The organism is Neptuniibacter caesariensis, from assembly GCF_000153345.1.
Classification (GTDB): Bacteria; Pseudomonadota; Gammaproteobacteria; order Pseudomonadales; family Balneatricaceae; genus Neptuniibacter; species Neptuniibacter caesariensis.
Genome location: NZ_CH724129.1, coordinates 1 through 18,878 on the forward strand (window position 1 = coordinate 1; position 18,878 = coordinate 18,878).

Annotated in this window: 19 protein-coding genes; 12 read left to right on the plus strand and 7 right to left on the minus strand. The window is 46.4% G+C overall.

Going from position 1 to position 18,878, the window contains the following annotated elements:
• Positions 1 to 170 precede the first annotated feature (170 nt).
• Together MED92_RS18080 and MED92_RS18085 are read left to right on the plus strand one after the other, a co-directional pair.
• Positions 171 to 797: a LysE family translocator gene (locus MED92_RS18080; protein WP_007023040.1), complete on the plus strand. Its 627-nt coding sequence runs from the start codon at positions 171 to 173 to the stop codon at positions 795 to 797.
• Positions 798 to 912: 115 nt separating this feature from the next.
• Positions 913 to 1,521 (plus strand): MiaE family protein, encoded by a 609-nt coding sequence (locus tag MED92_RS18085; RefSeq protein ID WP_007023041.1) that lies wholly within the window; start codon positions 913 to 915, stop codon positions 1,519 to 1,521.
• Positions 1,522 to 1,592: 71 nt separating this feature from the next.
• On the opposite strand, the gene MED92_RS18090 is transcribed toward MED92_RS18085, so the two are convergent.
• Complete coding sequence (locus MED92_RS18090; protein ID WP_007023042.1) at positions 1,593 to 2,324, minus strand: UDP-2,3-diacylglucosamine diphosphatase; 732 nt, start codon at positions 2,322 to 2,324, stop codon at positions 1,593 to 1,595.
• Positions 2,324 to 2,842 carry a peptidylprolyl isomerase gene (locus tag MED92_RS18095; protein ID WP_040663638.1) on the minus strand — a complete coding sequence of 173 codons (519 nt, stop codon included), beginning with the start codon at positions 2,840 to 2,842 and terminating at the stop codon, positions 2,324 to 2,326. The genes MED92_RS18090 and MED92_RS18095 overlap by 1 nt, the downstream gene beginning before the upstream one ends.
• Before the next feature lie 279 nt (positions 2,843 to 3,121).
• Between MED92_RS18095 and MED92_RS18100 the strand changes: the two genes are divergently transcribed.
• Positions 3,122 to 4,789 carry a glutamine--tRNA ligase/YqeY domain fusion protein gene (locus MED92_RS18100; protein WP_007023044.1) on the plus strand — a complete coding sequence of 556 codons (1,668 nt, stop codon included), beginning with the start codon at positions 3,122 to 3,124 and terminating at the stop codon, positions 4,787 to 4,789.
• A gap of 276 nt (positions 4,790 to 5,065) precedes the next feature.
• Here MED92_RS18100 and MED92_RS18105 read toward each other — a convergent pair whose 3' ends face one another.
• Complete coding sequence (locus tag MED92_RS18105; protein WP_007023045.1) at positions 5,066 to 5,635, minus strand: TetR/AcrR family transcriptional regulator; 570 nt, start codon at positions 5,633 to 5,635, stop codon at positions 5,066 to 5,068.
• 109 nt (positions 5,636 to 5,744) lie between these two features.
• Here MED92_RS18105 and MED92_RS18110 point away from each other — a divergent pair, with 109 nt between their 5' ends.
• Both MED92_RS18110 and MED92_RS18115 read left to right on the plus strand, forming a co-directional pair.
• Positions 5,745 to 6,380: a glutathione S-transferase family protein gene (locus MED92_RS18110; RefSeq protein WP_007023046.1), complete on the plus strand. Its 636-nt coding sequence runs from the start codon at positions 5,745 to 5,747 to the stop codon at positions 6,378 to 6,380.
• Positions 6,381 to 6,599: 219 nt separating this feature from the next.
• Positions 6,600 to 7,373: a substrate-binding periplasmic protein gene (locus MED92_RS18115; RefSeq protein ID WP_083774967.1), complete on the plus strand. Its 774-nt coding sequence runs from the start codon at positions 6,600 to 6,602 to the stop codon at positions 7,371 to 7,373.
• A 90-nt stretch (positions 7,374 to 7,463) separates the two neighbouring features.
• On the opposite strand, the gene MED92_RS18120 is transcribed toward MED92_RS18115, so the two are convergent.
• Complete coding sequence (locus tag MED92_RS18120; RefSeq protein WP_007023048.1) at positions 7,464 to 9,344, minus strand: methyl-accepting chemotaxis protein; 1,881 nt, start codon at positions 9,342 to 9,344, stop codon at positions 7,464 to 7,466.
• Positions 9,345 to 9,553: 209 nt separating this feature from the next.
• Positions 9,554 to 10,411, minus strand: a complete 858-nt coding sequence (purU, locus tag MED92_RS18125) for a formyltetrahydrofolate deformylase (RefSeq protein ID WP_007023049.1) — start codon at positions 10,409 to 10,411, stop codon at positions 9,554 to 9,556.
• Between the two features lie 208 nt (positions 10,412 to 10,619).
• Here purU and trhO point away from each other — a divergent pair, with 208 nt between their 5' ends.
• Entirely contained in the window at positions 10,620 to 11,624 is a 1,005-nt protein-coding gene (trhO, locus tag MED92_RS18130; protein WP_007023050.1) for an oxygen-dependent tRNA uridine(34) hydroxylase TrhO, read from the plus strand.
• 84 nt (positions 11,625 to 11,708) lie between these two features.
• Here the strand turns inward: trhO and MED92_RS18135 are convergent, their stop codons facing one another.
• A complete protein-coding gene (locus MED92_RS18135; RefSeq protein WP_007023051.1) occupies positions 11,709 to 12,299 on the minus strand; it encodes a TetR/AcrR family transcriptional regulator in 591 nt (196 codons plus the stop codon).
• 110 nt (positions 12,300 to 12,409) lie between these two features.
• Between MED92_RS18135 and MED92_RS18140 the strand changes: the two genes are divergently transcribed.
• Both MED92_RS18140 and MED92_RS18145 read left to right on the plus strand, forming a co-directional pair.
• Complete coding sequence (locus MED92_RS18140; RefSeq protein WP_050764257.1) at positions 12,410 to 13,291, plus strand: DMT family transporter; 882 nt, start codon at positions 12,410 to 12,412, stop codon at positions 13,289 to 13,291.
• A 13-nt stretch (positions 13,292 to 13,304) separates the two neighbouring features.
• Positions 13,305 to 13,727 carry an SAM-dependent methyltransferase gene (locus MED92_RS18145; protein ID WP_007023053.1) on the plus strand — a complete coding sequence of 141 codons (423 nt, stop codon included), beginning with the start codon at positions 13,305 to 13,307 and terminating at the stop codon, positions 13,725 to 13,727.
• Positions 13,728 to 13,786: 59 nt separating this feature from the next.
• Here MED92_RS18145 and hisI read toward each other — a convergent pair whose 3' ends face one another.
• On the minus strand, positions 13,787 to 14,200 hold the full coding sequence (hisI, locus tag MED92_RS18150) for a phosphoribosyl-AMP cyclohydrolase (RefSeq protein ID WP_007023054.1): 414 nt from the start codon (positions 14,198 to 14,200) through the stop codon (positions 13,787 to 13,789).
• A gap of 193 nt (positions 14,201 to 14,393) precedes the next feature.
• On the opposite strand from hisI, the gene MED92_RS18155 reads away from it, so the two are divergent.
• From MED92_RS18155 to MED92_RS18170, 4 genes are all read left to right on the plus strand, one after another.
• Complete coding sequence (locus MED92_RS18155; protein ID WP_007023055.1) at positions 14,394 to 15,275, plus strand: DUF3179 domain-containing protein; 882 nt, start codon at positions 14,394 to 14,396, stop codon at positions 15,273 to 15,275.
• 86 nt (positions 15,276 to 15,361) lie between these two features.
• Positions 15,362 to 17,266 (plus strand): metallophosphoesterase family protein, encoded by a 1,905-nt coding sequence (locus MED92_RS18160; RefSeq protein WP_007023056.1) that lies wholly within the window; start codon positions 15,362 to 15,364, stop codon positions 17,264 to 17,266.
• A 181-nt stretch (positions 17,267 to 17,447) separates the two neighbouring features.
• Positions 17,448 to 17,822 (plus strand): SirB2 family protein, encoded by a 375-nt coding sequence (locus MED92_RS18165; protein WP_007023057.1) that lies wholly within the window; start codon positions 17,448 to 17,450, stop codon positions 17,820 to 17,822.
• A gap of 186 nt (positions 17,823 to 18,008) precedes the next feature.
• The gene (locus tag MED92_RS18170) at positions 18,009 to 18,806 is read left to right on the plus strand and encodes a hypothetical protein (RefSeq protein WP_007023058.1); all 798 of its coding nucleotides are present in this window, start codon (positions 18,009 to 18,011) and stop codon (positions 18,804 to 18,806) included.
• Positions 18,807 to 18,878: the final 72 nt, after the last annotated feature.

Genomic DNA, 18,878 nt, shown 5'->3' on the forward strand with positions numbered 1-18,878 from the left:
TATATAAATACGGCGGTTCTCAGGCTTTTTCGCTGTAAATAAGTAACAAAACTAATCTCCAGGCATGGTGAAAGAATTATCTATTGCCTGTTGTTCTTACTAAATGAAGTATTTCTAAAGTTTCGGTAGTATTCTTACATCTTTGTTGCCACGAGTTACTGAGAATTCAAATGCTTAGCTACGAAACACTACTTGCCTTTATCGTTGCCTCCACGCTGCTGTCTTTCGCGCCTGGGCCGGATAATATTTTTGTGCTTATGCAATCGGCTATTCATGGTCGCAAGGCGGGGGTTATTGTCACCTTGGGTCTTTGCACAGGCTTGGTTGGGCATACCATCGCTGTCACTTTGGGCGTTGCGGCGATCTTTCAGGTGAGTGTGGTGGCTTTTACCGCTTTGAAAGTGATTGGCGCGGCTTACCTTATTTATCTCGCATGGCTATCTTTTAAGGCGGCGGCGTCTCAACTGCCAGGCTCGGAGCAGCCAAGATTAAGTAACTTTGCACTTTATAAACGCGGAATTTTGATGAGCACCACAAATCCCAAATTGGCGATTTTCTTTATGGCATTTTTGCCGCAATTTGCTGATCCGGCTGCGGGTTCGTTAAGCATGCAGCTATTGATGCTGGGCGGTGTGTTTATTCTGGTGGGCTTTTCTGTGATGAGCTTCATCGCAATGCTATCTGGTTCACTAAGTACCTGGATGCGAGATTCAGAACTGGGCCAATCTGTTATTAATAAGTTGGCGGGTGTGGTGTTTCTGGGGTTGGCCATTAAGTTAGCAACATCAGAGCGCTAAGGGTTTAGTTGTCGCGGATCAGTTTTATTTTCACTTCTTACTTGTAGCGGGTGCAGGCCTTTAGTCTGCCCGCTATAATGCGCCATCTTTATAATCATCCATCAGGTTTGAATCAATGGACGCGCTCGACGAAATCAAAGAATTTTTGGCATGTGAAACTCCCGATAGCTGGATCCAGGCTGCACTGCAGAATCAGGATATCCTGCTAATCGATCATGCTCATTGTGAAAAGAAAGCTGCGTCTACAGCGATGAATCTGATGTTTCGCTATGTGGATCGTCTTGATCTGCTTAATAAGATGTCGCGTCTGGCACGAGAAGAGCTGATTCACTTTGAGCAGGTGCTTGCGATCATGCAGGATCGCGATGTGGTATACGATCACATGTCTCCTGCACGTTATGCTGCCGGTATGCGAAAGCATGTGCGTACATCTGAGCCGGGCAGATTGATCGATCTACTGATTATTGGCGCTTTTATTGAAGCGCGTTCTTGCGAGCGCTTTGCCAAACTTGCGCCATTTTTAGATGAAGAGTTGGCAAAATTCTATCGTTCATTGCTGAAATCCGAAGGGCGCCATTATCAGGACTATCTGGGATTGGCAGCTGATTACGCCGGTGAGCCGATTGATGAACGGGTGGCTTTTTTCTGTGAGGTTGAGCGGGAGCTTATCGAAGCGCCGGATGATGAATTCCGTTTTCACAGTGGTGCGCCAACGTTTATTTGATTTAAAAACGTAGGAGCGTCATCTTGCCATGAGCAGTCATGATTTTCGCGGCAGGATGCTGCTCCTACAAGTTAAGCTTCTGCTATATCAAAGCTGATTAGCTCATACCCGGAGCTATCAACCTTCAAATACCAGCCCTTTTCATCCCAGTCGCCTAAAACAACCCGTGTTGATGGGCCTTGAGCCGATGTGATCTGATGTATGGCGGGGCGATGTGTGTGACCGTGAATCAGCAGGTCGCACTTGTTATCATTCAGCGCTTTCACAACTGATTCAGTATTCACATCAGTGATGTATTCTGATTTTTCTGCGCCGCGCTCTTTGCTGGCTTCTCTAAGCTGGCGGGCGACGGCGAGTCGTTCTTCTAATGACTTGGCTTTAAATGCACTTTGCCATTGCGGATCACGCACCATCGCTCGGAACTGCATATATTCCTGGTCATCGGTACAAAGCTGATCACCATGCATGATTAAAGCCGGGCCACAGGGGAGGTCGATAAGTATCTCCTCTGGAAGCAGTTCGGCACCGATACCGCTTACGAATGTTTGTCCTACCAGAAAATCGCGATTGCCGTGCTGGAAATATACCTTACAGCCTTTGTCGCTAAGCGCTTTCAATTGCGAGAACAGTTCATCCAGCCCAGGGATGGGAGCGTCATCACCAATCCAGGCTTCGAAAATATCGCCGAGCAGAAACAACTCACTAGCATCCTGAGCAGTTTCGGTCAGGAAATACGAAAACGCCCGGGTCAGATCCGGGCGTTCGGGTTTCAGATGAATATCTGAGACAAAGTATACGGTCATTACTCTTCAGTGCTTTCCGCGTCTTCAGTTACGATTTCAGCAGACTCGATAATGATATCTTCTGCTGGAACATCCTGGTGACCTGCACGCATCGTTGTAGAAACTGTTTTGATCTTGTTTACGATCTCCAGGCCATCAACGACTTTACCGAATACTGCGTAGCCCCAGCCTTCAGTTGTCTTAGCTGTGTGGTCAAGGAAAGTGTTATCGGCAACGTTGATAAAGAATTGCGCCGATGCACTGTGCGGATCCATTGTACGGGCCATTGCGATAGTGCCGTTCGCATTAGACAGGCCGTTATCAGCTTCGTTCTCAATAGTTTCGCGCGTTGTTTTCTGAACCATGCCTGGTTCAAAACCACCACCCTGAATCATGAAACCATTAATTACGCGGTGAAAAATAACACCGTCGTAGAAACCTTCAGATACGTATTGCTCGAAGTTTGCTGCGGTTTTTGGAGCCTTCTCATGGTCTAGCTCCAAGGAGATATCACCAAAATTAGTATGGAGGATAATCATTTTTGTAGTGTCCACTTCTTCGCCTTTTAACCGGGCCATTATACGCAAGTCTAAGAGAAACGCATCCTGTTTGTTCTTAAGTCGTTGTTTTCTGCATCATCGGTATAACGCCTATGGAACAATGAGTTATCTCAAAGATTGAAGGCAATGTAAAAAAATCTTGCCTCGACTGCCAATTAGTGAGCGCATCCGTATATAATGGTCTGCAATTTTTTTCGCTCAGTTAAATGAGACGAAAAACTCAGTATTGATGCGGTGTCGGGATAATAGACGTAACTTATGAGTAATACAGAAAACACTAAGCCAACTAACTTTATTCATCAGGTGATAGAGCAGGACCTGGAGCAGGGGACAAACGGTGGTAAAGTCGTTACCCGTTTTCCGCCGGAGCCAAACGGTTATCTGCATATCGGGCATGCTAAATCTATCTGCCTGAACTTTGGTACCGCTGAAAAATACAATGGCGAATGTAACCTGCGTTTTGACGATACCAACCCGACTAAAGAAGATCAGGAATACGTTGACGCGATCAAGAGTGATGTTGAATGGCTTGGCTTTAAATGGGCCGGCGAAGTTCGCTATGCGTCTAATTACTTTGATCAGTTCTACGAGTGGGCTCAGCACTTGGTGCGTGAAGGTAAAGCCTATGTGTGTGATCTGAGCCCGGAAGAAGCGAAAGAGTATCGTGGCTGGGCAACTGAGCCAGGTAAAGACAGCCCTTACCGTGATCGTACCCCAGAAGAAAATCTGGATCTGCTTGAGCGCATGCGCAAGGGAGAGTTTGATGAAGGCAGCTGTGTGCTGCGTGCCAAAATTGATATGGCTTCATCAAATATGAACCTGCGCGACCCGATTCTCTACCGTATTCGTAAAGAGTCCCATCACCAGACAGGTGATAAGTGGTGCATCTATCCGAGTTACGATTTTGCGCATGGTCAGGAAGATGCAATTGAGGGTGTTACCCACTCTATTTGTACACTTGAGTTTGCTGATCATCGTCCGTTGTACGAGTGGTTTATCGAGAACCTGCCAGTACCTTCTCAGCCACGTCAGTACGAATTTGGCCGATTGAACCTGAACTACACCGTAACCAGTAAACGTAAGCTGAAACAGCTGGTTGATGAAGGCCATGTAAGCGGCTGGAACGACCCGCGTATGCCAACGATCTCTGGTTTGCGTCGTCGTGGCTATTCTCCTCAGGCGATTCGCAATTTCTGCGATAGTCTGGCGGTAGCAAAAACTGACGGTACGGTTGATATGGCTCAGTTCGAGTACTTTGTCCGCGAAGATCTGGATAAAAATGCGCCGCGTGCCATGTGTGTTGTCCGTCCTCTTAAAGTGACTGTCACGAATTACCCTGAAGATCAGGAAGAGTGGTTTGAACTACCGAATCACCCTAAAGATGAAAGCATGGGGATGCGTAAAGTACCGTTCAGCCGTAACCTGATTATTGAACAGGAAGATTTTGCTGAAGTACCTCCACGCAAGTGGAAGCGTTTGACGCAGGGTGTAGCTGTTCGCCTGCGTGGTTCATATGTGATCACGTGTGAAGAAGTTATTAAAGACGCTGAAGGCAACGTAATCGAGCTGAAGTGTACTTATGATCCTGCAACGAAAGGTGCTAACCCTGAAGGTTATAAAGCTAAAGGTGTCGTGCACTGGTTATCTGCTGATAACTCAGTTCCATGTGAAGTTCGCGAATATGATCGTCTGTTCGCAGAAGAGAATCCTGACGGTGACAAAGAGCGCGATTTCCTTGAGTTCATCAATCCAGAATCGCTTGTGCTTGTTGAAGGCAGCCGTTGTGAAGTCGGCCTGGCAAATGCTGCTGTTGAAAGCCGTTTCCAGTTTGAGCGTACTGGCTACTTCTGTGTGGATTCTGAATCCAGCGAAGATAAGCTGGTATTCAACCGTACAGTCGGCCTTCGCGATTCCTGGGGTAAGTAGGTTCGAAGAGCGGGTAAAGGCGTTTAGTACAGCTAAAGGCGGTTAAAACAGTCGAAAGCAGCTAAAGGCGTTAAATACAGCTAAGAGCTGGCACGCTAATGGTTAGCAAAAGGCGCCTTTGTAAGGGCGCCTTTTTTCGTTAAAGGTTTGCGCTCTATCGCGCAAGACCTTATCGTTTTGTCCGCTCTTATCCGCTCTTATCCGCTCTTATCCGCTCTTATCCGCTCTTATCCGCTCTTATCCGCTCTTATCCGCTCTTATCCGCTTCGACTACCTTCATCTGCCTTTTGCCGTTTCACCCTGAACCCCCTCCCGGCAAGCCTGTAAAAGCTTCTCTGAGTATCCGTCGTCATTAACCGCTCTGGCGATCGCAAGCCCGCCTATCATCATGACCGCTTTATGCATTGCTTCCGTTTCTGAAATCTTTTGCCCTTCAGGCATTGCTTCACGGATAATCTCGATGAACCCTTGTAGTACACGGGTATAGGTGGACCTGACATTATCATCCCGTTGATGAATATCGGTGGTAAGAAAGGCGAGAGGGCAGCAGATATCTTCTCCGCGGCGGTGGGTATCGCTCAGATAGTATTCGATGATCGCCGAGAGGGTGTTCTCAGGGTGTTCCATGGTGCGGCTTTTGGCCTGCCTTGCCGCGCCTAAAATGGCTTCTGCGTATAATTCGCTTTTTGAACTGAAGTGATTATAAAAAGCACCGCGGGTCAGCCCTGCGTGACGCATTACATCGTTGATCCCAACGTTATCAAAACCATCTCGGGTAAATAGTTCGGCTGCACTGCTGACTATCTTTTCCCGCGACTGCTGTTTCTGTTCTGTAGTCCAACCCATCGGTCTCTCCTTTAGCATTGAGAAGAGTATTCCATAGTTTCAATATATGTTCTTGAACATATTGTGAATCAGCCTAGTGTGTACCTCAACTTTCTAAGGAGATGTAACGATGGATACACCAGTAAAGATTGTTGGGCCGGCTTTCAGTACCTTTGTGCGAAGTGTGCTGATTGCATGTGAGGAAAAAGGTATTCCTTATGAGGTCAATCCAGAAGTGAACGGCAAGAAGCTATCATTTGGAGATAAAGAGCTGTTTGATTTTCACCCCTACGGAAAAGTCCCTGTTCTAATCACTGAATTTGGGAATATCAGTGAGACATCTTCAATTATCCGTTATCTCGATTCCCTGAATGATGATAACAAGCTTTATCCAGCAGATGCTTTTGACAAGGCGCTGGTTGACCAGTGGAGTGCTTTGATCAGCGTTTATATAGATCAGGCGATCGTCCGAAACCTGCTATTAGAGTATGCCTTCCCGAAAGGGGAGAACGGTTCGGTAAGAATGGACAAAATTCAAGAGGCTTTGCCTGGGGTATTAAAGGCATTAGGAATTGTTAACAAACAGGTTGAAGGTGCAGCTTTCATTTGCGGTGAGCAGTTAAGCGCAGCGGATCTGGTACTTATTCCAATGTTAGATTATCTGCAGAAAACGCCAGATGGTGCTGGTTTGGTTGAAGGGTATCCTGCAGTTAGCGGGTATCTGAGTCGAGTAAGAGAGCGGGTTTCTGTTAGAAAAGTGCTTTAGACAAACTAGCATATTGAGCCGGTCTATGGCCGGCTTTTTTTAAGGACTACAGTATTTATGCTCAGGCTCAGGAAAGTTATCAGGGATATATTGAGCTAGTTTTTATATCTTGAACAAATAGTCACCTGACATTGTTGAATTATCATTCAGCTCCTAGACTTAATCTGTGAACGCTAGGCCTAGGGAAGGGCAACTTATATTGCCTTTTGTGCAGGTTAAATGATGTTTTTACGAATTCTCACGGCACTGTTTATTGTTTGGGCTTATCTGTTACCTGTTTCTGGTCAGGCCAAAGAGATAATTACGCTGTACACCTACCACGATACCCCACCTTTTATTACCGGAGATAAAACCGGGCTAACTTATGATCTGGCTGATTATCTTTCACGGCATAGCTCAAATGTATCCATTGAAGTTATGAGCATTCCCCGGAAAAGGCTTAATCAGTTAATAGATTCAACTGCGGAAAATATCCTGGTGCCTTGGGTATCTCCTTATTGGTTTAAAAAGCAAAACCTCAGTCGGTTTATATGGTCCGAAGAATTGATGTTTGATGCGAGTGTTTATATATGGAGCAGCAAAGCAAGTACCGATTTTAACAAACCGCAAGATTTGATCGGATATAGATTGGGAGGCGTTCGCGGCTATCGGTATGTAGGAGTTGATCCTTTGGTTTCTGATAATTTGATTATTAGAAGTAACGCAAATAATGAAAAGCAATTACTCCGAATGCTTCTGCAGAATCGTGTCGATGTAGGAATTATTCCTTATAGCTCAGCGCAATATCTTCTCTGGGATAATCAATGGAGCACACGCTTCACGCTTACTAACCACCATCAGTTCACCCGTTATCTGATGGTAAGAAGTGGAAATAACAGTCTGAATACACAATTACTGGAAACAGTTGAGAAAATGAAGTCAGACCCTATATGGCGACAAGTTTTGACGAATTATGGGTTGGCAACGGATCCTAAAGCTTTATTGATCGAGTGAACTTAAGCTGGGTCACTTTGTTTTGAAGGGAGTTTTATCTTGGGGATTAGGAGTGGCTAGACCCAAGAGCCTAGCCACTCGATCCTATCTTTACACCTTGAACTTACTCAATTCAGCATCCTGCTGGCGGGTAAGGTCAGCCATGGTATGGCAATTGGTCTCCTGCTCTTTAGCACTGTTGGAAACAGATTGGCTAAGGTCACGGATGTTGGTAGTGTTGCGGTTGATCTCTTCAGCGGTTGCTGACTGCTGTTCTGCCGCAGTCGCAATCTGAATTGTCATCTGGTTGATCTCCTGAATATTGTCACGGATGGTATTCAGTACCATATCCGCTTCACCCGCGGCTTCCTGTGTTCTGGCTGCCATATCTCGGCTATTCATAATCGTGCTTTCAGCGTTCTTCACGCCGGTTTGTAGTTGCTGGATCATATCTTTGATCTCTTCAGTCGATTGCTGAGTACGTGACGCAAGCGCACGAACCTCATCGGCAACGACCGCAAAACCACGACCCATATCACCCGCACGTGCGGCCTCAATGGCTGCGTTAAGGGCGAGTAGGTTAGTCTGGTCAGCAATTTCGGTGATCACGGTAAGAATGGACTCGATATTGTCGCTGAAGCTTGCCAGTTCATTGATCGTGGAGACAATATTCTCCATATCTTGCGCCAAGTGGCCGATCGACTCGGTTGTCTTCGATACAACCATAGCACCTTCGCCTGCTGCTTCATCGGCGCGCATAGCGGAATCAGCCGCATGTTGCGCATTGGTTGCTACGTCTTGTGCAGTTGCTGACATCTGATGCATAGCGGTGGCTAGCTGATCCAGTTCAAATAGCTGCTTCTCAAGGTCAGCAGCAGCCATAGACGCTGAAGATGATGTGTGGTCACTGTTTTCACGAACATCCTGTGTTATCTGCTTAACCTGCGAGATCAGGTTTTGTAGATAACCGATAAATTCGTTGAAGTCAGTGGATACCTGGCCAAATTCGTCCTTACTGCTGATCACCAGTCGTTTAGTCAGGTCACCTTCACCACTGTTAATTTCAACCAGCGAAGTGCGGAGGTTCTCCAGTGGCATCAACTGCTTGCTCACAGCGAAGTAGAGCGCGCCACTACAAACCAGAGCGCTGATCAAGGTTGCGATAAGGCCGGTGATACCGATCTGGTTTGCATCGGCCATGACCAGACTTTTATCGAGAACCACCCCGATCATCCATGGGCTACCATAGAGTCCTTCCAGTTTATGGAAATATACAAAGGAGGTTGTACCTGCAACGCTGGTCTCCTTCATCTCAGGTACCAATGCTGGAGCAGAACCATCAAACAGGTCGTTAATCGACTTACCGTTCAGCTCAGCGTTAGGATGACTGATGATATTGCCATTAGTATTTAGCAAGAACGCATAGCCGGTATTGTTGAAGTTCAGGGTATTCAGAGCATCTGATACGGTTTTCAGGCTCAGGTCACCGCCGAAAGCGCCTTTAAACTGTTTGTTGTCATAAAAGTTTGCGACTGCGGAGATCAGAATCTCACCTGTAGCTGCGTCTGCATAAGGGTCGGTTAACACCGCGCGGTCATTTTGTTTTGCATAGGGGTACCAGGGGCGCTTACGGGCATCCCAGTCAGTAGGGTTCCAGCTTGGATCATTGGTGATCTTCTGGCCGTCAGTATCCAGGCCGCCAAAGATCAACAGGAACTCTTTTTTCAGAAGCGGGTTATCAAAGGTGCTTTGTATCGTCCGCGGAGAAAAATTGGCATTGATATCCTCAGCCATCATGTCGATAAGCTTGAGTTTGGCGTTAAGCCAGTTGGTGATCTGGTGTCCCAGTACAGAAGTCGCTTCCTGCGTACTTTGCTCAGTTTTTTCATACAGGGCATCACGTACCGTGTGATATTGCATCCAGGAGAAAATTGCGAATGTCAGAACGACAATTGCTGAAGCCAGCAGGGCAACTTTATGGGAGACTTTCATGCATTAAACCTCAATCAATCTGCACTAACTCTTGTCGTTAGCAGGTCTTTGTTTCGCTTTTGTTATTTTTATAATTCAGTACTTATCTTGTACTTTAGTATTAAGGTATGGTGCATGGCTACTATGACAAAAGCGAAGCCAGTTTGGAACCGTTTTTCTTGATAACAGTTTAATTTTAGACAACTTGTCATATTTGCAAGTTTTCCGTATCAATCTTTAAAAACCACCGTCCTGTTGTCATTAAGAAATACACGTTTTTCTATGTGGTATTTCACTGCCCGGGACAGCGTGATGCGTTCTATATCGCGGCCTTTTGCGATCAGGTCTTCCGGGTAGTAAGTATGGTCAACTGGCTCGATGCCTTGAGCAATGATCGGCCCTTCATCTAAGTCGCTGTTGATATAGTGGGCGGTCGCTCCGACTGTTTTGACGCCTTTCTCATAAGCCTGATGGTATGGTTTTGCGCCTTTAAAACCAGGCAGTAGAGAGTGGTGAATGTTAATCGCCCAACCTTCAAGTTTTTTGCACAAGTCGTCAGATAACACCTGCATATAGCGAGCAAGCACGACCAGTTCTGCATCAGTTTCCTGAATAATCTGCCAAAGCTTACTTTCCTGTTCGGGTTTAGTGTCGGCACTGATCGGTAGATGGTAGTAAGGAATTTGGTACCAATCCGCTAGCGGTTTCAGGTCAGGGTGATTGGATATGATGGCAGGGATTTCTATATTCAGCTGGCCGATTTTATTTTTGTAAAGCAGGTCATTGAGGCAGTGGTCAAACTTAGAAACCATAATGACCACTTTAGGGGTGTGGTTCTGAGGTTGCAGTTCCCACTGCATATCAAATTTGTCGGCCCTTAGTTCAAAGAGTGTACGGAACTTCTCTTCGTCAAAACCTCCGTCGGTTCTGAAGCAAGCACGGATGAAAAACCGTTGGCTGATCTTGTCGTCAAAGGAATGTAGCTCCTCAATATAGTGACCGTTGTGGTAGAGATAACCTGTTACTGCATCCACTGTACCCAGTTCACTGGCGCAGTGTGCAGTGAGAATCCATGTGTTATCAGACATCTATAACTCCTGAGGTTGGTTATTAGGTAAGTGTAGACCAAGCCTGGAAGGTCAATACCCCTACAAAATACCTGAGTTAGTCGCTTGGTTAATTTGATAGAATATAGGAACAGGCTCCCTCATAAGGGAGTTTTTCATTATCAGGCCTCGGTAATACCGGGGCTTTCTGTTTTTGCGTTGGGTTTACGCCCCAATTAGCGGAGAGAACATGTCTGTAGAGCAACCTCAAACCGAGGTGCAAACCGTTGTTTGTGCCCTGTATAAATTTGTCAGCCTGGATAATTTTGAATCATTGCGCGAGCCTCTTTTAGCTCGCATGACAGAGCAGAATGTCCGTGGCACCTTGCTGCTTGCTCAGGAAGGGATCAACGGTACGATTGCGGGTAGCCGTGAAGGTATTGATGCTATTCTTAACTGGCTTAATCAGGACGAGCGCCTGAATCCAATCGACTTTAAAGAGTCTTTCGATTCGCAAAACCCATTTATGCGTACCAAGGTCAAACTCAAAAAAGAGATTGTAACCATGGGCGTAGAAGGGATCGATCCTAAGAAAGTAGTCGGTACCTATGTAAAGCCAAAAGACTGGAATGCTTTAATCTCTGATCCTGATGTGGTTCTGGTCGATACCCGTAATGACTACGAAGTCGCTATCGGCACGTTTGAAAATGCGATCGATCCGGAAACAAAAACCTTCCGTGAATTTCCCCAGTATGTTGCAGAGAACCTTGATCCGGAGAAGAACAAGAAAGTTGCGATGTTCTGTACCGGTGGGATCCGTTGTGAGAAATCAACCGCGTATCTGAAAGAGCAGGGGTTTGATGAGGTTTATCATTTAGAAGGTGGCATTCTTAAGTACCTTGAAGAAGTACCTGAAGCAGAATCTATGTGGAAAGGCGATTGCTTTGTATTTGATGGCCGAGTATCAGTGAAACATGGTCTGGAGGTGGGTGATTATGATCAGTGCCACGCTTGTCGTATGCCGATTACTGAGGAAGAGAAGCAGCTGGATAGCTACGTACAGGGGGTTAGCTGCCTGCATTGCATCGATAAGATGACCGATAAGCAGAAACAACGTTTTGCTGAGCGTGAGCGTCAGGTGCGTTTGGCTAAAGAGCGCGGTGAGGCTCACCTGGGCACGGATGTAAAAGATGCGGTAAAAGCCCATCGTGATGCAAAAGCTGCTTTCCGCGAAGCGCAGAAAGAGCGTTCTTAATCACGCTGCACTAACTGATTCATATTAAATTAAAAGGGGCGCAGATTTACATTTGCTGCCTCTTTTTTTGTGTGTTCTCCAGCGTTAGCGCAGTGGTATGGCTGCGAGTAGAAATTGCGTAGCATCCCAGGCGTGTTGTTCAATTTGTTGAGTATTGGGTTTCTCCTTACCCAGTAGCACCCCGGTTCGCTGAGAGAGCAACATCGCAGTCCATAAGCTGACAAGCGATTCAGGATTGTCAGAGTTAAACCTCTCTTCAAAAAAACGGCTCAGTTGGTTGTGGGTATTATCCGGGCCTACCGAATAGAAACGGCTGGTAAGTTCTGGGGCCTGACTGCTTTCATTGATCAGGAGTTTAAGCGTAGCCAGATGCTCATCGCAGAGGTGCGCTTCAATAAACTCTTTGGCGAAACCGGTTAGGGCTTCTTCAGTATTAGCCAATTCCAGATATGGGCTAAACCCTCCGTGGGTCACTTCACCCATCTTGCGCAGAGTTGCTTCGAACAGTTCCGCTTTAGAGGGGAAGTAGCGGTAAACGGTTTGTTTTGTTACCGAAGACCTTTTGGCAATCTCATCCATGCTTGCCTGAACAAAGCCCTCAGAGATGAAAACCCTTTGCGCAGCTTCAAGAATTGCTTGTTTTTTCTTTTCTTTATTTTGTTGAACTTTGCTCATTTGGTAACGGCTTTTCAATTAAATCATACCGAATAGTATGATTTTCTTGACAGGAGGTCAATTTATATAAATCATACTGGTAAGTATGATTTATTGAGGTTGATGATTAAATGCAAATTTTGACAGCTCTATCGACGTTTAATGTACGATTTACTGGGGTGCTTATCGCATTGTGCGGGGCACTTTTAATGAGTTTTGATCCAATTTTTATCCGTCTTTCCGGGGTAAATGGGGTTGATACGGCATTCCTGTTCGGATTGTTTACGGCAGTTTCTATGCCGTTTTTTATCCAGACAATGGATAAGCGCGGACTTGTGACAACTTACCTGGAAAGCGGTTGGCCAGTCGTGATATCTGGTTTGCTCATGCTGGGTAGTGCAAGCTGTCTTGTGATGAGTATCAAACTAACAACGGTGGCAAACACCTTTGTGATTTTGAGTACAACACCTGCTTTGGCCGCTTTGTTCAGTTGGCTTTTTCTTCGCGAGGTTACCCAGCGATCTACCTGGATTGCTATTGCGGCGGTGATGGTTGGAATCGTAATTGTGGTTTCTGGATCTTTTCAGGCGGGAAACTGGACCGGAGATCTCCTGGCGTTGGCCGCTGCCAGTTTTCTATCGCTAAACCAAACCTTGTTACGCAAATACCAGGGGGTAAGCCGGATGGCGAGTGTCGGTCTGGGTGGATTATTTCTAGCCATTGCGATGTTCTATTTTGCAACGCCATCAGAATATAGCTTCAGTACCTGGACGATTATGGCGGTGATGGGATTATTTACCGCTCCCTTTGGCAGGGTGTTGTCGCAGACGGCTACCCGCTATATCACGGCACCGGAAGTCGGGATGATTCTAATGATCGAAGCGGTATTTGCCCCTGTTCTGGCTTATCTATTTTTTACAGAAATTCCAGCTATGGCCAGCTTCCTGGGGGGTGCGGTGATTCTGGTTACCGTATTCAGCTATGCACTTTTTACCGCGAAGGCTACAAACTGAGGGGGGATGCGCTATGAAATTATTAACAGTGGGTGTAATTCGAACGCCTTACCAAAGTGTGGATATGTGCCCTAATAACATTCAGGTTGATGGACCGTTATGCCGGATCCAGATTGATGAGGCTTTTCGCCAGGAAATGCAGGGGCTGGAAAAGGTAAAAGCCATCATGGTTGTGTATTGGTTAGGGGGTACGCGAACAAGTCCTGAAAGAAATCAAATAGGTGAAATGAGAGATTTTGGATCATTGAATGGTGGAGTGGGGTGTTTTTCTTTAAGAACGCCTTATCGGCCAAATCCCATAGGTGTTGCAGTGCTACCCGTTGAATCATTAGATGCGCAAAAGGGTGAAATACAGGTTCGGGGGTTGGACTGCCTGGATGGAACAGTGCTTATTGATATCAAGCCTGCGATCTATCGGGAGAGTGAAGCGTTTTGAGGCTGAGCCAATGGAATCCTGATTCAGGATTCCATTGAGCTAACAGAGGAGGCAGAAGATCAGTTAGGTTCTGTGATGATTTCGATCTTATCGCCAGTGACTTTGTGGTAGAAGCAATTAGGGCGTTCAGTATGACAAGCAGGACCATTCTGATTTACCAGACACAGCAGCGTATCGCCGTCGCAGTCGATACGCATTTCCACCAATTTTTGTACATGACCTGAGCTTTCACCTTTGCGCCAGTAAGTCTGACGAGAGCGAGACCAGTAGCAAACCTGGCCGGTTTTCAGCGTCTCTTCTATGGAGGCCTTGTTCATCCAGGCCATCATCAGTACTTCGCCCGTATCATGCTGCTGCGCAATCGCCGGGATTAAACCGTCTTCGTTATAACGCAGGTTGTCTAAAGCTTGCCCCAGATCGGTCTGTTGCCCGATCTTGCCTGATTCCAGATCGTAGTAGAAAGAGTTCTTCATGGTGTGATATCGGTCTTCAATGTATTTTGCGGGCATCATAGCACAGGATTAGTGAGAATTTTTTTGAATCATTCTCAATTTGTGTACTCAAACAGTTAATCATTGTTTGGAACACCCGTAATGTTTAATCGTACAGCGATCTAGTCTTTCTTGTCACTATCTTCTGACACTGCTTTGTCTGAAATTCTGGCCGATGCTGGCGCATGCGGGTAATGGTTTTGACCTGTCTAAAACCTCTATCCCTCAAGAAGAAATTCTCCCAGGAGGGCCTCCCCGTGACGGGATTCCCTCCATTGATGATCCTAAGTTTATCCCCGCTCAGCAGGTTGGAGGGATGCGTGCTGAAGAGCAGGTGCTGAGTCTTACAATCGATGGCAGAACGCGTGCATACCCAATCTCGATTTTAAACTGGCATGAGATCGTTAATGATGAGATCGCAGGGAAACCTGTGGTGATCAGCTACTGTCCTTTGTGTGGCACAGGCATGGCCTTTTCAGCAGAAGTAAAAGGCAAAGTACTGGATTTTGGTGTTTCCGGTTTGCTTTATAACAGCGATGTTTTGCTTTACGACCGTGAAACTGAATCCCTATGGTCTCAACTTAAGAAGGAAGCGGTTAGCGGACCACAGATCGGTACACAGCTTGAGATGCTGCCACTGGTGCAGATGACCTGGAGTGAATGGAAACGTCGTTTCCCAATGGGAGAAGTGTTAAGCCGTGATACCGGTTATCGGCGAAACTACGATATGAGCCCTTATGGTAGTTATGATGAAAGCCCAATGATCTATTTCCCAGTCGAATTTCTCAGTCAGGCCTACCATCCTAAGGAGCGGGTTATCGGTGTCGATATTGACGGCCATTACAAAGCCTATCCTTTTGCTGAGCTGGCGCGTTTTGGTGGGGACGAAGTAATTGATCAGGTCAATGGGGTAAAACTGAAGATTCGCTACAACACGATGACGCGTACTGCTGAAGTATTCGATGCTCAGAGTGGCGAAGTGATCCCTGCGGTAAACGGTTTCTGGTTCGCCTGGTTTACCTTTCATCCGAAAACCGATGTTTATAAATCCCCCTGAAATGAAAAGTTAGGTAAATCCGTTGAATCCTCAGCTTCTTGCCCGATAGACTATAGGAAACGTCCCACATAAGTTCAGATCCGAATATGACGCAGACAACCCGTGATCTTCCCTTTGTTGTTGCAGGCCCTATATTAAGGCGTGTATTACCCGATCAGATGGTGTTGTGGCTTGTGACTTCTCAGCCACTGAAAGCATGTTTCAAGCTTTTTCGAGATGATGCGCTGCTCGCAGATCTGTATATTGGTCAAATAACAAAAACGGTCAAAGTCGGTGATTTTGCCTATATCAATCTAATCGATTACAAAGCCGCAGATCCGCTCCCGGAAAACTGTTTTCTCTCTTATGACCTGGAGTGTGAAGTTTCAGGTGAGCGGCTGGGATTAAAAACGTTACTTCCTCATCTTTGCTACGGTGATGCGCCCAGACCTTCTTTTGTCCTGAAAACTAAGATCGATCAGGTGCTGCACGGCTCTTGTCGGAAACCGCATTATGCCTCTGAAGACGGATTACTCCGTGTCGATGAGCAACTGGCAGCCAGCGATGGGAATCCTGAAGAGCGCGCTGCGCTTCTAATGATGTCCGGTGATCAGATCTACGCTGACGATGTAGCAGGGCCCATGTTAAGTGCCATACATCAGGCCATTGAGCTACTGGGATTGGACTCAGAGTTGATTGCCGGGGCGACTGTTCGTGACAGTCATGAGCTGTTTAAAAGCGAGCACTGTTATTATGAGCGAGAAGAGTTACTGCCTCACACTGAAGCAAATCAGGCTTTGCAGGATCGCTTTTTTGGTGGCGCTAAAAAGCCGATATTTACCGCGGATACTGCACATAACCACCTGATTACCTTGTCAGAAGTATTGGCGATGTATTTTCTGGTCTGGTCGCCTCAGCTATGGCCTTTTATCAAACTATCCATTCATGACGTATCCGATGAGCATGCCGACCTGTATCTTAGCGAACAGCGCGAGATAGAGATTTTTGCCCAAGGTCTGGAGCGTGTGCAGCGGTCACTGGCGCATCTCCCGGTCTATATGATCTTTGATGATCACGATGTTACCGATGACTGGAATCTCACACGGGGCTGGGAAGAAGCAGCTTATGAGCATCCTTTCTCGCGGAGTATTATTGGCAATGCGTTGATTGGCTACTGGCTCTGTCAGGGGTGGGGTAATGATCCCGATAAATTCCCAGCTAATTGGTGTAGCGCTCTGGAGCAATCTGCCGAGCAGGAGAATGGTCTGCCGCGCGACCAACTGATTACGGAAGTGCTTGAGTTTGAGCATTGGAACTATGCTTTGCCCACTTCACCCAAATTGGTGGTACTGGATACCCGAACTAAACGCTGGTGGTCTGAGAGCAGTTTGTCTAAGCCTTCGGGATTGATGGATTGGGAAGCGCTGTCTGAGCTCCAGCAGGATCTGATGGGCGAGCATTCGGTGTTATTGGTCTCTCCCGCACCTATTTATGGCATGAAGTTGATTGAGACGGTGCAAAGAGTATTTACCTTCTTCGGCCATGCGCTGACGGTGGATGCTGAAAACTGGATGGCCCATGCGGGGTCAGCGAATGTCATCTTGAATATCTTTAGGCATCGTAAAACACCACAGAACTTTGTGATCCTGTCCGGCGATGTACATTACTCTTTTGTCTACGATGTAAAAATACGCTTTCGGAAAAACAGCCCGGATATCTGGCAGATCACGTGTAGTGGTTTGAAAAACGAATTTCCCGATAAGCTGCTCAAGTTATTTGACCGGCTTAACCGATGGCTATACGGAAGCAGGTCTCCACTCAACTGGCTGACTAAGCGCCGGCGTATGCAGATTCGCTCTCGAATCCCGGACAATGATCCTAAGAACCGTGTTCTGAATGCCAGCGGCATCGGGCGGGTTTACCTGAATGATGAGGGAGAGCCGATCCAGGTGAGTGTGCTAACCGCACAGGGCGGGGAAGTTGGCTTTCCGAAAAGGGCCAAGGCTAAATAGTGAGGATCTCTCTATAGGCATGCCTGTCTGAGCATGTAATTTCGTATTTAAGGCCTTAGAGGGATAAATCCCTGATCTTTGGATGGATGTTTTGTTATCAAACTCTGGGTATCATTGCTCAGCCTGAGTCATTTCAGGCACAAGAGTCATAGATAATTTATAAATAGGACATGGAATAAACATGCATCCAATTCTTTTAAAAGTTCATATGGCAGCAGTGGTATTAAGTCTGCTGGTATTTTTGGGACGTGCAGTTCTTACTTTTGCGGGCTCTGAGTTAGCGCGTAAAAAAGCGGTGCTTATGCTGGCAATGGCAACCATGGTTTTGGTTGTATTAACTGCTGCAGGCCTTGCTGTATCTCTGGGACAATTCCCATTTGTAGATGGTTGGTTAACCGAGAAGTTTTTTGGCTTACTGGTTTATATTGTATTGGCCATTGCTTCCCTGAAACCGGGTGTAGCGACGCTTAAACGTATTCCAATGATCATATTATCATTAGCTGGCTTCGCGCTGGCGATGTCAGTTGCGGTCACACGTACTGGTTTTATCTTTTAAACCCGTTTTCTGAGTGCGGTGTGACTTCACTTCCGCACTCAATTACCCTCTCGCTTTTTCAATACCGCTTCTGTCTAATTTATTTATCACTGTTATTGGTAAAGAATTCTGCTAGTGTTACCTATATAAGATATATCTAATTTAAGGTTTGCCATCTGGAAGGCATAACTTGATGGAAGCTTGTTAATGTACAGATCCCTACCTTCGACAATTGCCTTGTGTGCATTCCTTTCAGCATCTTCTTATACATTAGCTGCAGAAAAACTGGTGATCGGTTCATTTCCTTTCCCGCCACTGCTGCATACGGCTGAAGATGGTTCTTTTTCTGGCACTATGGGGGAAACAGTTAAAAGCCTTTGTTCAGAGGCGAATATAGATTGTTCATTCAGGGTCGCACCCTTATCCCGTGTTTATAACGAACTTCGCATGGGCAAGATCGATGCGTTGATTACCCTCGATCTGAATCAATTGAATGATTGTTGCCTTAAAAGCCAGTGGCGCTCGCCCTGGTCTGCTGGATTGTTTGCCTTGCCGAATGTTGCAGAGATACCTGAAACAGCAGAGCAGATGATCGGTGAGTCACTCATTGTAGTGAATGGAATGCGCACACCTTATCGGTTCCTTCCAGATCTGGATAACTGGAGCAAAGAAGGCAAAATTAAGCTCTCTTCTGGGCGGGACATTAAAACTGCGACAAAGATGTTTACCCGAAACCGTGCTTCATTCCTGTGGGGCGGTGAAGATTTTAAGTGGCATATCAGCAAGCATGATCCGGAAATGACTTATGGTTTCAAACCGCTGATGCAAAAAGATGTGATCGTATGGGTCAGAAAAGATCAGCCTGATACTCTGGTTAAACTGGATAGCGCGTTGGAAGCGTTGCAAATCAAACAGCTATTGAGCGATAAGTCGCTGCTTAAGGATGAACTGATGCAAACGGTCTACAAAGAAGCGGCTTATGATAAGGCGGGGTATGGGCGTTAAAAGGCGGCTAAAAGCTGCCAAAATCGGATGAAGTCGGTGAATAGCAGGAAAGACCGTTAGCATGTCGAAAGG

Excerpts from the sequence above, each read along its gene's own strand:
- MED92_RS18080 (WP_007023040.1), top strand. The coding sequence starts at position 171 with ATGCTTAGCTACGAAACACTACTTGCCTTTATCGTTGCCTCCACGCTG.
- MED92_RS18085 (WP_007023041.1), top strand. The coding sequence starts at position 913 with ATGGACGCGCTCGACGAAATCAAAGAATTTTTGGCATGTGAAACTCCC.
- MED92_RS18090 (WP_007023042.1), bottom strand. The coding sequence starts at position 2,324 with ATGACCGTATACTTTGTCTCAGATATTCATCTGAAACCCGAACGCCCG.
- MED92_RS18095 (WP_040663638.1), bottom strand. The coding sequence starts at position 2,842 with ATGATTATCCTCCATACTAATTTTGGTGATATCTCCTTGGAGCTAGAC.
- MED92_RS18100 (WP_007023044.1), top strand. The coding sequence starts at position 3,122 with ATGAGTAATACAGAAAACACTAAGCCAACTAACTTTATTCATCAGGTG.
- MED92_RS18105 (WP_007023045.1), bottom strand. The coding sequence starts at position 5,635 with ATGGGTTGGACTACAGAACAGAAACAGCAGTCGCGGGAAAAGATAGTC.
- MED92_RS18110 (WP_007023046.1), top strand. The coding sequence starts at position 5,745 with ATGGATACACCAGTAAAGATTGTTGGGCCGGCTTTCAGTACCTTTGTG.
- MED92_RS18115 (WP_083774967.1), top strand. The coding sequence starts at position 6,600 with ATGATGTTTTTACGAATTCTCACGGCACTGTTTATTGTTTGGGCTTAT.
- MED92_RS18120 (WP_007023048.1), bottom strand. The coding sequence starts at position 9,344 with ATGAAAGTCTCCCATAAAGTTGCCCTGCTGGCTTCAGCAATTGTCGTT.
- purU (WP_007023049.1), bottom strand. The coding sequence starts at position 10,411 with ATGTCTGATAACACATGGATTCTCACTGCACACTGCGCCAGTGAACTG.
- trhO (WP_007023050.1), top strand. The coding sequence starts at position 10,620 with ATGTCTGTAGAGCAACCTCAAACCGAGGTGCAAACCGTTGTTTGTGCC.
- MED92_RS18135 (WP_007023051.1), bottom strand. The coding sequence starts at position 12,299 with ATGAGCAAAGTTCAACAAAATAAAGAAAAGAAAAAACAAGCAATTCTT.
- MED92_RS18140 (WP_050764257.1), top strand. The coding sequence starts at position 12,410 with ATGCAAATTTTGACAGCTCTATCGACGTTTAATGTACGATTTACTGGG.
- MED92_RS18145 (WP_007023053.1), top strand. The coding sequence starts at position 13,305 with ATGAAATTATTAACAGTGGGTGTAATTCGAACGCCTTACCAAAGTGTG.
- hisI (WP_007023054.1), bottom strand. The coding sequence starts at position 14,200 with ATGAAGAACTCTTTCTACTACGATCTGGAATCAGGCAAGATCGGGCAA.
- MED92_RS18155 (WP_007023055.1), top strand. The coding sequence starts at position 14,394 with ATGCTGGCGCATGCGGGTAATGGTTTTGACCTGTCTAAAACCTCTATC.
- MED92_RS18160 (WP_007023056.1), top strand. The coding sequence starts at position 15,362 with ATGACGCAGACAACCCGTGATCTTCCCTTTGTTGTTGCAGGCCCTATA.
- MED92_RS18165 (WP_007023057.1), top strand. The coding sequence starts at position 17,448 with ATGCATCCAATTCTTTTAAAAGTTCATATGGCAGCAGTGGTATTAAGT.
- MED92_RS18170 (WP_007023058.1), top strand. The coding sequence starts at position 18,009 with ATGTACAGATCCCTACCTTCGACAATTGCCTTGTGTGCATTCCTTTCA.